16 protein-coding genes are annotated in these 14992 nt (G+C 73.3%); 7 read left to right on the plus strand and 9 right to left on the minus strand.

Translation table 11 applies throughout. The annotated features are described in order from the left end of the window. Nucleotides 1-22: 22 nt before the first annotated feature. The gene (locus AOM46_RS16855; RefSeq protein WP_234313812.1) at nt 23-967 is read right to left on the minus strand and encodes a LysR family transcriptional regulator; all 945 of its coding nucleotides are present in this window, start codon (nt 965-967) and stop codon (nt 23-25) included. Between the two features lie 73 nt (nt 968-1040). On the opposite strand from AOM46_RS16855, the gene AOM46_RS32030 reads away from it, so the two are divergent. Next, nucleotides 1041-1307: a hypothetical protein gene (locus AOM46_RS32030; protein ID WP_078856895.1), complete on the plus strand. Its 267-nt coding sequence runs from the start codon at nt 1041-1043 to the stop codon at nt 1305-1307. Between the two features lie 4 nt (nt 1308-1311). On the opposite strand, the gene AOM46_RS16860 is transcribed toward AOM46_RS32030, so the two are convergent. Continuing rightward, nucleotides 1312-3432 carry an MMPL family transporter gene (locus tag AOM46_RS16860; RefSeq protein ID WP_062212234.1) on the minus strand — a complete coding sequence of 707 codons (2121 nt, stop codon included), beginning with the start codon at nt 3430-3432 and terminating at the stop codon, nt 1312-1314. 174 nt (nt 3433-3606) lie between these two features. On the opposite strand from AOM46_RS16860, the gene AOM46_RS16865 reads away from it, so the two are divergent. Both AOM46_RS16865 and AOM46_RS16870 read left to right on the plus strand, forming a co-directional pair. After that, nucleotides 3607-4812 (plus strand): sensor histidine kinase, encoded by a 1206-nt coding sequence (locus tag AOM46_RS16865; RefSeq protein ID WP_234313813.1) that lies wholly within the window; start codon nt 3607-3609, stop codon nt 4810-4812. Then, entirely contained in the window at nt 4793-5506 is a 714-nt protein-coding gene (locus AOM46_RS16870; RefSeq protein ID WP_062212237.1) for a response regulator transcription factor, read from the plus strand. The genes AOM46_RS16865 and AOM46_RS16870 overlap by 20 nt, the downstream gene beginning before the upstream one ends. Before the next feature lie 40 nt (nt 5507-5546). Here AOM46_RS16870 and AOM46_RS16875 read toward each other — a convergent pair whose 3' ends face one another. Then, the gene (locus AOM46_RS16875; RefSeq protein WP_062212240.1) at nt 5547-6458 is read right to left on the minus strand and encodes an SDR family NAD(P)-dependent oxidoreductase; all 912 of its coding nucleotides are present in this window, start codon (nt 6456-6458) and stop codon (nt 5547-5549) included. A 275-nt stretch (nt 6459-6733) separates the two neighbouring features. Here AOM46_RS16875 and AOM46_RS16880 point away from each other — a divergent pair, with 275 nt between their 5' ends. The 3 genes from AOM46_RS16880 (at nt 6734) to cutA (ending at nt 9306) form a co-directional block, all read left to right on the plus strand. Beyond that, nucleotides 6734-7615, plus strand: coding sequence for an aldo/keto reductase (locus tag AOM46_RS16880; RefSeq protein WP_062212243.1), 882 nt, complete (start codon nt 6734-6736; stop codon nt 7613-7615). Between the two features lie 78 nt (nt 7616-7693). Then, the gene (locus tag AOM46_RS16885) at nt 7694-8863 is read left to right on the plus strand and encodes a damage-control phosphatase ARMT1 family protein (protein ID WP_062212246.1); all 1170 of its coding nucleotides are present in this window, start codon (nt 7694-7696) and stop codon (nt 8861-8863) included. Between the two features lie 116 nt (nt 8864-8979). Then, nucleotides 8980-9306 (plus strand): divalent-cation tolerance protein CutA, encoded by a 327-nt coding sequence (gene cutA, locus AOM46_RS16890; protein ID WP_062212249.1) that lies wholly within the window; start codon nt 8980-8982, stop codon nt 9304-9306. A gap of 4 nt (nt 9307-9310) precedes the next feature. On the opposite strand, the gene AOM46_RS16895 is transcribed toward cutA, so the two are convergent. From AOM46_RS16895 to AOM46_RS16920, 6 genes are all read right to left on the minus strand, one after another. After that, on the minus strand, nt 9311-9847 hold the full coding sequence (locus AOM46_RS16895) for a GNAT family N-acetyltransferase (RefSeq protein WP_062212252.1): 537 nt from the start codon (nt 9845-9847) through the stop codon (nt 9311-9313). Beyond that, nucleotides 9844-10404, minus strand: a complete 561-nt coding sequence (locus AOM46_RS16900; RefSeq protein WP_062212255.1) for a helix-turn-helix domain-containing protein — start codon at nt 10402-10404, stop codon at nt 9844-9846. Before AOM46_RS16900 ends, AOM46_RS16895 begins: the two co-directional genes overlap by 4 nt. A 39-nt stretch (nt 10405-10443) precedes the next feature. Continuing rightward, nucleotides 10444-11622, minus strand: a complete 1179-nt coding sequence (locus tag AOM46_RS16905) for a winged helix DNA-binding domain-containing protein (protein ID WP_062212258.1) — start codon at nt 11620-11622, stop codon at nt 10444-10446. A 61-nt stretch (nt 11623-11683) separates the two neighbouring features. Next, nucleotides 11684-11914, minus strand: coding sequence for a hypothetical protein (locus AOM46_RS16910; RefSeq protein WP_062212261.1), 231 nt, complete (start codon nt 11912-11914; stop codon nt 11684-11686). A gap of 130 nt (nt 11915-12044) precedes the next feature. Next, nucleotides 12045-13163, minus strand: a complete 1119-nt coding sequence (locus AOM46_RS16915; protein WP_062212263.1) for a Gfo/Idh/MocA family protein — start codon at nt 13161-13163, stop codon at nt 12045-12047. Further along, on the minus strand, nt 13148-13828 hold the full coding sequence (locus AOM46_RS16920) for a ThuA domain-containing protein (protein ID WP_062212265.1): 681 nt from the start codon (nt 13826-13828) through the stop codon (nt 13148-13150). The genes AOM46_RS16915 and AOM46_RS16920 overlap by 16 nt, the downstream gene beginning before the upstream one ends. A 442-nt stretch (nt 13829-14270) precedes the next feature. Here AOM46_RS16920 and AOM46_RS16925 point away from each other — a divergent pair, with 442 nt between their 5' ends. After that, nucleotides 14271-14978 (plus strand): HAD family phosphatase, encoded by a 708-nt coding sequence (locus AOM46_RS16925; RefSeq protein WP_062212267.1) that lies wholly within the window; start codon nt 14271-14273, stop codon nt 14976-14978. The last annotated feature ends 14 nt before the right edge of the window (nt 14979-14992 follow it).

Genomic DNA, 14992 nt, shown 5'->3' on the forward strand with positions numbered 1-14992 from the left:
CCGCGTGTTTGCTGACGCGAAGTTACCTGGTGGTCAGCGACTGGTTTCCGAGGAGCAACGGATGGCCGGCGACCGTCTCTTCGAGGGCGGTGAGGCCGTGCCGGACGAGGGGGTGGGAGCGGCTGCCGTGGCGCACACAGCTGAGGATCCGGCGGGCCAGTCCCGACTCGCCGGCGACGGGGACGCGGACCACGCGGTGGCTGGGCGGGAACTCGGTGAGCCGGGGGACGAGCGAGACGCCCAGGCCGTGGCCGACCAGCGCGGAGATGGCGTTCCACTCCTTGACGGAGTGGAGCACGCGCGGGGTGAAGCCGGCGACGGCGCAGAAGACCACCACGCGCTGATGGTGCTCGCAGCTGCCGGGCGCCGGCAACACCCAGTCCTCGTCGGCCAGTTCCTCCAGGGCGACGGCGGACCGGGTGGCCAGCGGGTGGTCGGCGCCGACCAGCAGATCCAACGGGTCGTCGACGAGAGGGAGTTGGTCGAACCGGGTGTCGCCCTGGTCGGGGAGGTCGGCCGAGGGGGCGAGCACCGCGATATCGGCGTCCGTGGACATCAGCATGTCGAAGCCGTCGCCCGTCTCGCATTCGGTGACCTGGACGCGGAGCCCGGGGTGGGTTCTGGCGAGCAGCGCGACCGCCGGGGTGATCAGATTGGCCACCGCGCTGGGGAATCCGCACATCCGCAGCAGCCCGGCCTCGCCCGCGCGGAAGGACTCCAACGCGGACTCGGCCTCCTCCCAGCCGGCGAGCAGCCGGTCGCCGTGTTCGATCACCACATGGGCGGCGCCGGTGAGCCGGATGCGGCGCCCCTGCGGTTCGACCAGCTGGACCCGCAACTCCTTGGCCAGCTCGCGCAGATGGTGGGAGACGGCGGAGGGGGTGAGATGGAGCGCGGCGGCCGCCGCCGTCACCGTTCCATGCTGGTGGACAGCCCGGAGCACCTGAACCCGCCGCAGATCAATCATACAGTCATTTTGCACATACGACCGGGGAAACATGCAATGGACGTACACGGTCGCCCCGGCCCAGACTTCCCTCATGACCACGACGATCCCCACGGCGAGCACGCCGACCAACCCCCCGGAACCGCCGCGCGCCACCACGGAACTGTCCCGGCACAACACCAGTGAGGGCACGGTCCGTTGGAGCCGCTGCGCCTGCGGCCGGCTCCGGATGACCCTCACCCCGAAGGCCCCGACCACCCCGAGCAATCCGAGCACCCCCGAGATCCCGAACACTCCGGAAACCCCCCGCCCCGCCCTCACCGCCGGCACGCCCACCCCCGGCTGCCCGCTCTGCGGCTGACCGCTCAGTCCCTTCGGCTCGGCCACCAGGTGCGGTCGCCCAACAGCGTGACCAGCGCCGGCACCTGGAGCGAGCGCACCAGCAGGGTGTCCACCAGGACGCCGATCGCCACCGCGATGCCGACCTCGGCCACCGTCACATCCGGGATCTGTCCCAGCGCCGCGAACGTGCCGGCCAACACCAGTCCGGCCGCGGTGATCACACCGCCCGTCGCGGTGACGCCCCGCCGCACCGCCTCCGTGTTCGGCACCTGCCGGCGCTCCTCGCGAATCCGCTCCATCAGGAAGATCGTGTAGTCCACGCCCAGCGCCACCAGGAACACGAAGATATAGACGAACAGGTCGGCGGCCACCCCGCCGAAGCCCAGGCCATGGGTGAATACCAGAGTGGCCAGGCCCAACGAGGCGGCGAACGACAGCACATTGGCGGCCATCAGCAGCAACGGAGCGACCAACGAACGGAGCAGTAGTGCCAGCACCAGGGTGACCGCCAGCAGGACGAGCGGCACGATCCGCCGGGTGTCCGCCAACGCCGCGTCCCGGTAGTCCTGTTGGACCGCCGGCATCCCCCCGACCAGCACCCCTTCGGATACCTCGGCCAGCTCGGCGCGGAGCGTGTCGACGACCGCGCCGGCCGCTTCCCCATAGGGGTCGACGGCGAGTTCGACCCGCAGCGTCGGCCGCCCTGCCAGCTCCTCCCCCACCGATGCCCCCGACACCCCGGCGACCCCGACGGCCCCGGGCTCTCCGGCGATCACCCGCTCGGCCCGGCTCACCAGCTGCTCGTCGGCGCCCGGCGGCAGCACCACGGTCAGCGGCGCCGCCACCCCGTCGGGAAAGTGCGCGGCCAACACCTCGTGTCCCGCGACCGATTCGGCCCCCGGCGGCACCTTGTCCACCGGATCGGCGCTCACCCGCAGCCCGGTCAGCCCCCACACGGCCAGTGCCAGCCCCGCCGTGACCAGCAGCGCGTAGCGGCGTGGTCGGCGCACCACACCCCGCCCCACCGCGCCCCAGAAACGGTGCCGATCGGTGCCGGCGGGCCGCCCGGGGCGGGGGGCGCGGGGCCACAGCAACCAGCGCCCGCCGCACAGCAGCAGCGCGGGGAGCAGCGTCAGCATCGCCGGCGCCGCCACCGCGACCCCGGCCGCGGCGACCGGGCCGAGACCGCGCAGCCCCGCCAGATCGGCGACCAGCAGGCAGAGCAGCCCCGCGATCACCGTGCCCGCGCTGGCCAGGATCGCCGGCGTGGTGCGGCGCAGCGCCTCAGCCATCGCCTCGTGCCGGTCGGCGAAGCGGGCCAACTCCTCCCGGTAGCGGTTGAGCAGCAGCAGCGCGTAGTCCGTCGCCGTCCCGAAGACCAGGACGATCAGGATGGCCGACGACAGCTCCGTCACGGCCAGCCCCGCCTCGGCCAGGCCATAGGCGACGCCCCTGGCCGTCAACACCGCGACCAGCGCGGCGAAGAGCGGCACCAGCCACAGCACCGGGCTGCGGTAGGTGAGCAGCAGCAGCGCGGCGACGATCGTCATGGAGGTGAGCAGCAGCGGCGTGTCCACGTCCCCGCCGCTGTTGTCCACCCCCAGGGCGGCCTCGCCCGCCACCCGTACCGCGAGGCCGGCCGGCCGTTCGCGCTCCGCCAGCACGGACCGCAGCGTGGCCACCGCCCCCTCGACGGTGTCGTCGCCGGCCGTCGACGGCTGGATCGCCACGGGGAAGAGCGCCGCCCGACCGTCGTCCGACAGCCGCACGGGGCCCGGCGCGCCCGCCCCCTCCACGGGCGCGCCGGCCACCGCCGCCAGATCCGCCTCGACGGCCTGGCGGTCCTCGGCCGTCAACGCGGCCCCGTCGTCCCGGCTGTGCACCACCAGGGCGGTCTCCGCGTCCGGGTGCTCCGGGTCGGGCTCGGCCAGCCGGGCCACCTCGCTCGACTCGAACCCGGACGGCAGATAGGCGGCCGAATCGTCCCTGAGCACCTCGTCCAGGTTCGCGGCGAGCGAGGTCGCCAGCACGGCCAGCGCCAACCAGGCGACCAGCAGCGGCCACTTGGCGTGGCGCAGCAGCCGGCCGAGACCGCTCGTGGCGGGAGACGGGGCAGGAACGGGGACGGGGGTCGGATCGGTCATGCCCCCATTGCGCCAGCCGCACCCGGCCGACGGCATCGCCGTGGGGAGTGCGATCCGCGCCCGGGATCTCACTCCCGAGGACCAGCCGGGCGCCGCCGGTCCACTCCTGGGAGTGAAGCGCGGCCGGCGGGCCGCCACATAGGCTCGCGGTCACAACCTGTTCGGGAGGCAGCCGTGTTCGACGCATCTTCACCCCGCCAGGCGGTGGGTCAGGTCGACGCCGCGATCGTGGCGGCCGCACTGGTGCCCGCGCTGATCGACCAGGCCACCACCGACACCTCGGGCGCCGCCTGGCTGGGCCTCGGGCTCTACTGCGCGGTGGCCGCCGGCGCGCTCGCCGTCCGCCGGCGCTGGCCGCTGACCGCGCTGGGCTGCCTGCTCACCGCGTTGGCCACCACCGAGGTGGTGCTGGCCGCAGCCGAGACCAAGCTGAGCCCGCTCGCCGTGCTGCCGCTCGCCTTCGCGCTCCATGCCGTCGGCGCCCATGCGCCGCCGCGCCGCTCGGTGCTGGCGCTGGCCGGCGGGGCCGCGCTGACCGTGCTCGGAGTCGGCGTCAACCATGCGACGGCGCCCGAAGGTTGGCGCGGCGGCTCGGATGTGCTGGCGCTGGTCGCGCCGCTACCCGCCGCCTGGGCGCTGGGCCTGGCGGCGCGCGGGCGGCGCGATCTGCTCGCGGCCGCCGAACGCCGCGCGGACGACGCCGAGCGCGACCAGCGGCTGCGCGCGGAGCGCGCGGCGGCGGCGGAGCGGGGGCGCATCGCCCGCGATATGCACGATGTCGCGGCGCATTCGCTGACGCTGCTGGTGGTGCACGCCGAAACACTGCGCGCCAGGGCCGGCGAACTGCCGCCCTGGGCCCGCGAGGACATCGACGCGATGGCCCTCGCCGGCCGCCGGGCTACCGCCGAGATGCGGGAACTCCTCGGCGTGCTGCGGGATGAGAGCGGCCGGGCCGCGCCGCGCGGGCCTACGCCTGGCCTCGACCGGCTGCCGGAGCTGGTGCGCGAGGCCGAGCGGGCCGGCACCCCGGTGCGGCCGCGGCTGGCCCCCGAACTGGGTCGGCTGACCGGGCCGGCGCAACTCGCCGCCTATCGGCTGTTCCAGGAGTGCCTGGCCAACGCGCGCCGCCACGCGCCGGGCGCGCCCGTCTGGCTCGACGGTCATGTCGCCGACGGGCTGGCTCATGTGACGGTCCACTGCGGTGCCCCGCCGGCCGACCACCTTCCGACGCCCGGCGCCGGCAGCGGCCTGGTGGGGCTGCGGGAACGGGTCACCGCGCTGGGCGGCGCGCTCGCCGCCGCGCCGACCGAGGACGGCGGGTTCGAGGTCACCGCGACGCTGCCCACTCCGGAGGGATCCCATGTCGCCACCCCCGGCTGACCATTGGAGCACCCCTGAGCCTCCCGCCGCCGACGGCCGGGTGCGGGTGGTGATCGCCGACGACCAGCGGATCGTCAGGGACGGGCTGCGGTTGATGCTGCACACCCAGCCCGATCTGTTGGTCGTCGGCAGCGCGGGCGACGGCGAGCACGCACTGCGCCTCGTCACGGATCTGCGGCCCGATGTCCTGATGCTGGATGTGCGGATGCCGGTACGCGACGGACTGTGGACCCTCGCCCGCCTCGCTGAGCGTCAACTGCTGGACACCACACGGGTGTTGATGCTCACCACCTTCGATCTGGACGAGTACGTGGACGAGGCGCTTGGCACCGGGGCGGCCGGTTTCCTACTGAAGAGCGCCGCCTATGAGGAGATCACCGCCGCCGTGCGCGCCACCGCGGCCGGCGACGGCGCGCTCAGCCCCAGCATCGCCGGCCGACTGATCCGCGGCTATGCCGAGGCGCGGGCGGCGCACGCCCGGGACCCGGCGCGAGCGGAGCTGCTCGCGACGCTCACCCCGCGCGAGCGGGACGTGCTGGCGCTCATCGGGGAGGGGCTGAGCAACGCGGAGATCGCCGAGCGGCTGGTGGTCTCCGAGCACACCGTCAAGAGCCATGTCAGCCGGCTGCTGGCCAAGACGGGCTGCCGCGACCGGGCGCAGGCCGCCGTGCTGGCGCACCGCGCCGGCCGCTGAGGAGGCTGCGCGGAGATCACGGTGAGCGGCCGAACGGGGCTCACAGGCCGGCGAGTTGGCCGCCGTCCACGGAGATGGTGGTGCCGGTCTGGTAGGAGAAGGCGTCCGAGGCCAGGGCGAGCGCGGCGGCGGCGATCTCCTCGGGCGCGGCCATCCGCTTGAGCGCGTCCACCCCCTGCTCGGCGAAGAGCGCCTTGGTGGCGACCCACTCCTCGTCCGAGAGGCCGTCCGGACGGTGCACGTCGAGCATCTCGGTGTCCGTCATCCCCGGGGCGACGGCGACCACCCGGATGCCGTGCGCCGCGTTCTCCAGGGCGGCCGCCTGGACGAGGCCCGTCACGCCGTTCTTCGCCGCCGTATAGGAGCCGAGGCCGTTCCTGGTGGCGAACTGGTTGCTGGATCCGGTGATCAGGATGACCCCGCCGCCGGCCGCCCGCATGTGCGGGATCTGGTACTTCAGGGCGAGAAAGACACCCCGGATATTGGTGGTGGCGACATCGTCCCACTCCTCGACCGTCACCTCGTGCAGATCGGTGAACGGGAGCTGGATGCCCGCGTTGTTGAGGGCGATGTCCGGGCCGCCGTAGCGGTCGACCGCCCGGTCGACGAAGGACCGCACATCGTCCGGGCGGCGCACATCGGCCTCGACAAAGGTGGCCTCGCCGCCGGCGGCCCTGATCTCGCGTTCCACCGCGCGGCCCAGCTCCGTCCGGCGCCCGCAGAAGGCGACCTTGGCGCCCTCCCGGGCGAAGGCCACGGCGGCGGCCCGGCCGATGCCGGAGGTCGCCCCCGTGATCACCACCGACCTGCCCTCGAACCGGCCGGCGCGGCCACGGCCTTCCCGGTCCTCCGCCCGCGCGGTGCCGGCCATCGCCGCCGCGCCGACCGCCAGCCCCGCCGCCGCGCCCATCGCCAGCCGCCGACTCGGGCCGGTGTCCGTCCGCTGTCCCATCCGGATCTCCTCGCTTCTGTCCCTGCGCCGGGCCCGCCGTCGGGCCCATGACCAGGCAACGCGGCGTCGCTGACCGACCGCTGGAACGTCCGCTGGAAGATTCGCTGGAAGACGCGGGCGGAACGCGCCCCGTAACGGACGGCGCCCCGTGACGGACGGCGCCTCGTCCGGTCGGCCTAGCAGGACGCCGCTGCGGTCGCCGTGGCCCGTCCGCTGCCGCAGGGTGGACTCGTCCCCCTTTGTCGGCCGTCCCCCCCTTCCCGGACAGGAGCGTCATGACCACGTTCGCGCCCGTTCTCCAGCTCAACAACGGCGTCGAGATGCCGGCCTTCGGCCTCGGGGTCTACCAGAGCCCGCCGGAGCAGACCGTGCCGGCCGTGGAGGCGGCGCTGCGGGACGGCTACCGGCTGATCGACACCGCCGCCGCGTACGGCAACGAGGCGCAGGTCGGCGAGGGCCTGCGCCGCTCCGATGTGGTCAGGGAGGAGGTGTTCGTGACCACCAAGCTGTGGTTGACCGACTACGGCTACGACGAGGCGCTGCGCGCCTTCGACCACAGCCTGGGCGAACTCGGCCTGGATTACCTGGACCTGTACCTGCTGCACTGGCCGGTGCCGTCCGCCTTCGACGCGACGGTGGCGTCCTACGAGGCGGCCCAGAAGCTGCTGGCCGACGGCCGGGTCCGCGCCATCGGCGTCTGCAACCACGCTCCCGAGGATCTGACCCGGCTGATGGAACGCACCGAGATCGTGCCGGCCGTCAACCAGGTGGAGCTGCATCCCCTGTTCATCCAGCGGGAGTTGCGGGACTTCGACCGGCGCAACGGGATCATCACCCAGTCCTGGTCCCCGATCGGCGGCGTCAACCGCTACGGCAGCAACGCGGCGGACCAGTCCACCGACCCGCTGCGCGCGCCAGCCGTCACCGATATCGCGGAGAAGTACGGAAAGACCCCGGCGCAGGTGGTGCTGCGCTGGCATCTCGAACACAGCCTCTGCGCCATCCCCAAGTCGGTCAAGGAACACCGCATCAAGGAGAACTTCGACGTGTTCGACTTCTCCCTGACCGATGACGAGGTGGCCGCCATCGACGCCCTGGACGGCGGCCGACGCGGCGGCGCCGACCCGGCGTCCGTGCGTCTCGACTCGTTCTCCTGACGGCCGCACCGGTCACCGGGCGGGTCGGCTGCGACACTGGCCGGCAGCACCGCCCGCGTCACCGGAGGGAACGACAGCGTGTCAGTAACGGACGAAGCGCCCGTGATCCTCGGCAACCCGCCGGGCTCGTTCGCGCATGGTGTGCTCACCCGGCGGAACCCGGCGATCATCCAGCAGGTGCGGGACGCGGCGCCCAGGCCGCCGGAGCAGCATCGCGCGCTGGACGCGCTGCTGGTGGAGATCACCGAGGGGGTCGTCGAACCGCCGGCGCCCGACGCGCACGACCGCCGGGAGTGGGAGGTCCGGGGGCGCGCACACTTCGGACGGCGCTGGCTTGAGGTGCCCTTCCTCTGGGCCGAGAGCTATTTCTACCGTCAACTCCTCGCCCGCGTCGACTACTTCACCCCTGGCCCCTGGCAGGGGCTGGACCCGTTCGGCCCGGCGAAGGCCGCCGAACTGGCGAGCGCGGCCGTGGACGCGGAACTCGCCGCGCTGGACGAGCTGGTGGGCCGGCCCGTCGAGGAGCGGCGGGCGGCGCTGCTGGGGGCGGCGCTCTGGGGCAACCGCGCGGACCTCAGCTTCGCCGCCGACGCGGCGGCCGGCAGCGGCTCGGGCGACGCGCCGCTGGTCGCGGACGACCAGGCGGCGCTCTGGTCGCTGCTGGGCCGGAGGGCGGCGGCCGAGGTGGCGTATGTCGCGGACAACGCGGGCCGGGAGCTGATCCCCGATCTGGTGCTGATCGACCACCTCCTCGATGAGGGCGGCGCGGCGCGCGTCACGCTGCATGTCAAACCGTGGCCCTACTACGTGTCCGATGCGACCACCGCGGATGTGGTCGCGGCGCTGCGCCGGCTGCGGGACGCGCCGGGGCGGGCCGGAGCGGTCGGCGAACGGCTCTGGGCGGCGCTCGCCACCGGCCGGCTCGCCGTCGGCGCGCACCCCTTCTTCTGCGCGCCGCTGCCCTATGCTGCGCTGCCGGACGAGCTGCGGCACGAACTGGCCGGCGCCGATCTGACGATCGTCAAGGGCGATCTCAACTACCGCCGTCTGGTGGGCGATCGGCACTGGCCGGCGACCTCACCGTTCGCCGACCGCACCGCCGACTTCCCGGGGCCGGTCGCCGCGCTGCGCACCCTCAAGTCCGATGTGGTGGTCGGCCTCGCGCCCGGGACGGTGACCGCGCTCGACGCCACCGGCCGCCCCTGGCGCACCGGCGGCGACCACGCCCTCGTCCAGGTGGCGGGCTGAGCCGGATCCCGGGCGGCGGGGCGGTTTGTGACCGCGCATGGGGACGTCGACCAGGCGTGCTCGGCTCTACGCTCTCCGCGAGGACGTCGACCCACGAGCCCCACGGGAGCAGCGAGATGGCCGCCTATCTGACCGTGTTGACCACCACCGACAGCGAGGAGTCCGCCCGGGAACTGGCGCGGCTCGCCGTGGAGGCCCGCCTCGCCGCCTGTGCGCAGATCGAGCCGCCGATCACCAGCGTCTACCACTGGCAGGGCGAGATCCACACCGATCCCGAGTGGCGGGTGCTCCTCAAGACGACGGACGTCCGTTATCCCGCGTTGGAGGCGCGGCTGAACGAGGCCCACCCCTATGACGTGCCCGAGATCATCGCCACCGCGATCGAACGGGGCTCGGACGCCTATCTGCACTGGCTGGACGAGGAGACGGACACCCGGCGCTGACGGCTCAACCCGCCGTCACCGGCAGCTTCTTGTAGAAGAAGGAGCAGTCCCGCAGCGCGCCGCCCGACTCGGCCGCGTAGTCGGGGACGACGCCGTAGCGGGTCCAGCCGGCCGAGCGGTAGAGCCCCTCGGCCGGCGTGTCGCTCTCGGTGTCGAGCAGCAGCAGCCGCAACCCCGCCTCGACGGCGGCCCGTTCGACCGTGCCCAGCAGCGCCCGGCCCAGGCCGCGGCCCTGGGCCGCGGGCCGCACCATCAGCTTCACCACCTCCGCACGGTGCCGTCCGGCCGGCATGGGCACCGGGGCGAGGCCGACCGTGCCCAGCAGCGCGCCCCGCTCCCTGGCCACCCAGACGGCGAGGCCGCCCTCGGCGACGGCGGCCCGCCGCCCCCGCCACCATGCCTCGGCCGCGCCGGGCGGCAGCGGGCGCAGAAAGCCGAGGGAGACGCTGCCGGCGACCAACTCCCCCAGCAGCTCGGCCAGTTCGGGGACGGCGGCGTCAAAGTCGGCGAGGCCGAGCCGAACGATCTCGGGGCCGCTCATGGCAGCACCACCAGCAGCGCGTAGCGGGCCGACCCCGGGCCCGCGCAGCGGAAACGGGAGCTGCCCCAGAGCCGGAACCGCAGACAGTCGCCGGCGGCCAGCCGATGCTCGACGCCGCCCACCGTGATCTCCACCGCGCCGGCCAGCAGCCAGATGTGCTGCTCGACACCGGGCACCGGCGGCCCGTCGTAGGCCACCTCGGCGCCGGCCGGCAGCTCGACCTCCACCAACTCGCCGCGCAGCCCCGGGTGTGGCGGCGAGACCGAACGGCGCGTGAAGCCAGCGCCCGGATCGCGCCAGACGGACTGAGCCCCGGCGCGTACCAACTGCGGCGGCTCCGCCTCCACCTCGGCCAGCAGCCGGGACATCGTCCGCTGATAGGCCGTGCACAGCTTGTTCAACAGGGTGGCGGTGGGGCTGATCTCGGCGCGCTCAAGCCGGGAGAGCGTGGACCGGCTGACGCCGGTGTGACGCGCCAACTCGTCCAGCGACCAGCCGCGTTCGAGCCGCAGCTCGGTCAGCCGCTCGGCCAGCCGGGACTCCATGGCGTCTCTCATATTCGAGAGCTTATCCCATATCCGGGAAACCCCTGGTGGTCAGGCGTGTGGGCCGACCGGAACCGTGCCCAGGGTGAGCGTCGGCCGTGCCTCCTGGATCGCGCCGATCCGGTCCACCTGCTCGTCCAACTCCCGCCGCCGGCCCGCCGTCAGCCGCTGGAACGGCTCCACCGTCACCGCCAGCCGGCGCCCCGAGCGCCGCTGGTGCCAGATGCCGCGCACCACGCCGTCGATCAACACCACCGGCATGTTCCCCGCCTGCCCCCGAGCCAGCGCCCGCTCCCTGGCCCGGCCGGGAAACAGCAGCTCACGGGGGTGCCCGCCGACCCCGTAGGCGTCGAAGTACGGCAGCAGCCGCAGCCCCGACGAGGCCGAGGCCGGCGGCGGCGCGTTATCGTCGGCCGCCAGATAGGCGGTCACCCCGGCCAGCCGCACCGGCCGCAGCCGATCGGCCAGCGAGACGAACAGCTCGGACGCCCATCTCCTCGGCGCGGCCAGCCAGCGCGCGAACTGCTGCGGGGTGGCCGGCCCGTAGGCCCACAGATAGCGCCGGACCAGCTCGGCCAGCGCCGCGTCCGGCGCGAGCGGACGGAACCCGGGCAGCCAGCGGTGCGGGCTGGTGTAGGTGACCTGCCGCCCCCGGTCGGCGCCGAAACAGAGCACCCCACGGTGCGCCGCGTGATGCACCGCCTGCCGCCAGCGCGGCCACATCCCGCCAAACGCCGGCATCACCAACTCGCCTGCCCAGTCGCCTACTTCGGCGACCACCGCATCGCCCAGCTCCGCCACCACCAGCTCGGCGTCGGCGAGCGCGTGCCCGATCGCCGCGACCACAGCGTCGGTCTGTCTCGCCGACATCCGGACCGCCGCCGACAGGCTCCCGCCGGCCGGCACCGCCGACAGCGCGCCCGTCCACAGCGGCAACTCCTCGGTGGGGAACAGATGGACGGTGCCCCGTGGGCCGAAGGTCTTGACCAGCGTCCGCTCCTCCCACAGCGCCCGCCGCACATCGGCCCGCGTTCCCTCGACGGTCCGCAGCCCCACGGACAGCTCGGCCGCCGACAACACCTGGGCGTGCGCCCCGCACATGGCCCCCACCACGGCGGGCACGGGGGCCGGCACCCCGGCGGACGGCGCGGCCAGACCGTGCCGCTCCACCCGTCGCGCCACCACGTCCGCCCAGCTCAACTCGGGTGCTTCCGCTACCAGATCACTCATGCCCCGAACGGTAGGCGCGATACAGGAACACTACGTTCCTCAATCGCAACCAGCCCGCCGGTCAGTGCGCCGCCGGATCCCAGGTGTAGTGGCAGGCCCGGCACTCCCGCATGCCGTTGAGCCGGTTGTCGGACTCGACGACGGTGCTCCAGAAGTTGCCACACGAGGGGCAGTGCTTGGCCCCGCGCAGGAAACGGGGGGTGCGAGGCCGCCAACTGTCCAGCTTGATGGCCAGAAACACGCCCAGCGCGACCAGGACGAGCAGGGAAACCAGGACGATCGCTGAGGCCATCGGACGCTCCAGGGGATACGAAGAGACAGCCGCATCGTGACAGCCCTGGCCGAAAAGCGCCATCCGGCTCCCGGTTCGCCCCACCCGGGGCGGTGCCCCCGACGGCCCGCGTCGAGGGCACCCGGCCGGGTCAGTCCACGGCGACCCGGGCCGACTCCGGTACCAGCGGCGGACGTTCACAGCCGCTCGCCGGTCGCACCACCCGGTTCTCCGCCGACGCCTTCAACAGCGCCTCCATCACGTCCAGCACATGGAGCGCGACCTCGCCGGTCGCCCTGGCCGGCGTGTCGGTGCGCAGGGCGCGCGCCAGATCGGCCAGGCCGAGACCACGCCCGGCCGCCGCGTACCCGTGGGTCAGCGGCATGTCCTGCCATCCGTCGGACCCGGGGGTGGCCAACCGCACCTGACCGTCGAACCGGTTGGGGTCCGGAACGGAGACGCTGCCGCCGGTGCCGTGCACCTCGATCCTGGGCAGCTCGTGCCGCTGCACGTCGAAGCTCATCAACACCGTGCTGAGCGCCCCGTTCTCATGCCGCAGCACCCCGGTGACATGGGTCTCCACATCGACGGGGAAGCGCTCGCCGGCCCGGTCCCCCGAGCCGACGACCCGCTCGTCGCCGCTCCGGCCTGCCGCGCCGTAGACGGACTCGACCGGGCCCAACAGATGGATCAGGGCGCTCAGATAGTAGGGGCCCATGTCGAACAGCGGGCCGCCGCCCGGCTGGTAGTAGAAGTCCGGGTCGGGATGCCACCGTTCGTGTCCCGGGCAGGCGAAGAACGCGGTGGCGGCGACGGGTTGACCGATGCGCCCGTCGTCGATCAGCGCCCGCGCGGTCTGGGTGCCCTGCCCGAGGACGGTGTCGGGCGCCGAGCCGACCCGAAGCCCCGCCTCCCCGGCGGCGGCCAACAGGGCACGGGCGTCTACCGCGTTGGCGGCCAGCGGCTTCTCGCCGTAGACATGCTTGCCGCCGGCGACGGCGGCCAGGCCGACGGCGGCGTGCGCGGCCGGGATGGTGAGGTTCAGGACGATGTCGACATCGTCCGCCCCGTAGACCTCGTCGGGTGTGGTGGCCCGCACCCCGTCCCGGCCGGCGACAGCCGCGCGCGCACGTTCCGCGTTGAGATCGGCGACCGTGGTCAGCTGAACGCCCGCCTCCGCCCCATGCTGATCGAAGTAGGCGAGGTACTGACCGCTGATGGCGCCGACGCCGACGATTCCCACCCGGGTCGGGTTCAACGAGCCGCCCACAGCAGGCCCCTTTCGGTCAGCGTCCGCACGGTCGGGTCCTGGAGATCGTCCAGCTTGTGGCCGATGGTGTTCACAAAGACGCGGCCCTCGCCCCACGCCCGGGTCCAGACGGCCGGACAGGTGACCCCCCTGGCCTCCGCCGGCACCTCGGGATCGTCGGTCGCGAAGGTGGTGGTGGCCAGCACCTCGACATCGGGCGCGGTGTGCACCAGGTACTGCTCGGTGTGGAGCGGGATGCGGGCGGGCAGCTCCCGCACCACGGGGTGGTCGGCGCGTTCGGGCACGATGTCCACGGTGTGGTCGAGCCATTCGGCCGGGTGCATCACGAACTGCCCCCCGGTGAGCCACTGGTAGGCGGTGTTGGCGCGGAAGGCATCGCAGATGCCGCCATGCCAACCGGCCAGCCCGGTACCGGCCCGGACGGCGGCGGCCAGCCCGTCGGACTGCTCCCGGGTGATCTCGCCCATGGTCCAGCACTGGACGATCAGATCGGTCGCGGCAAGCGCCTCGGCGTCAAGATAGACGTCAAGAGTGTCGGATACGGTCACCTCAAAGCCCTGTTCGCGCAACCACGGCAGAAACAGGTCGGTGGTCTCGATGGGGGCGTGGCCTTCCCAGCCACCACGGATCACCAGGGCCCGACGTGGGGCTTCGGCGGTGGGCATACGGACTCCGTTTCAACGAGTCAGTCAGAGCGGGTTGCTTCTCCCCGGCGGCGGACACGGCAGACCCCGGGGGCCGCCTTCGGCACCACGCCGACCGGGACGGAACGCCCCGGACACGCGAAACCCATCCGCCAACGGTCGGTCGGACACGGAAAGTAGTCGGACAACGGTTGATCGGACAACGGTCACTTGGGGGCGGCTCATGCTGCCTACAACGTCAGCAACCCGACTATCCTTCATCACGCCGGCCGCACTGACGAGATCGCCGCCCCAAGTGTGACAAAAGGCACGAACGATCTTCCCGCGACACCCTCTTCCGCGACGCCCTTCCACTGGTCAGGGAGCCGGGGCACCGGCCGGCGGGCCCGGGGCAGCCGAAGCCCACCCGCCCGCGCCGGCAGCCGGCGCATGGGAACGTCGGAAACACTGGAGGCCAGGACCCATGCCCCACCACGACGCCACCGACCGCCGCCGGAACCGGCCGTCAGGACCGTTCGAGGCGGTGGTGTTCGACTTCGACGGACTGGTGATGGACACCGAGTCGACCATGGTCGAGGGCTGGCGCAGGGAGTGGGCCTTCCACGGCCTCAGCCTCGATCTCGACGCCGGATTCTGGCCCGGCCACGGCGGCAATGTCACCGAGGACCGCCTAGACCAGCTCGCCGCCCAGGCCGGGCCGGACTTCGACCGGGCGGCCAGCCACGCCCGCTACCGAGAACACCGCGAGGTCCTGCACCGGTCGCTGGGCCTCTGCCCCGGCATCCGCGACTGGCTCGCCGAGGCCCGCACCCTGGGCCTGCGCAACGCCATCGCCAGCAGCTCCTGGTCGGGATGGGTGCGCCCGCATCTCGAACGGGTCAATGTCCTCGACCACTTCGACGTTCTGGCCACCGGCGAGGAGGTCGCCGCCCACAAACCGGACCCGGCCGTCTACCTCCTCGCCCTCGACCGCCTGGGCGTCCCCGCCTCCCGGGCGGTGGCCGTCGAGGACACCCCGCACGGCATCGACGCCGCCCACAGCGCCGGAATGGCCACCGTCGCCATCCCCAACCCCTTTGTCGACCACGCCGAGTTCGCCCTGGCCGACCTGGTGCTGCCCGGCGCCGGGGACCGCCGCCTCGCGGAGGTCATCCGCCACCTCACCGGATAGCCGCCGGGCGGGGC

It is taken from the genome of Streptomyces sp. NBRC 109706 (assembly GCF_000974485.1).
Classification (GTDB): domain Bacteria; phylum Actinomycetota; class Actinomycetes; order Streptomycetales; family Streptomycetaceae; genus Streptomyces.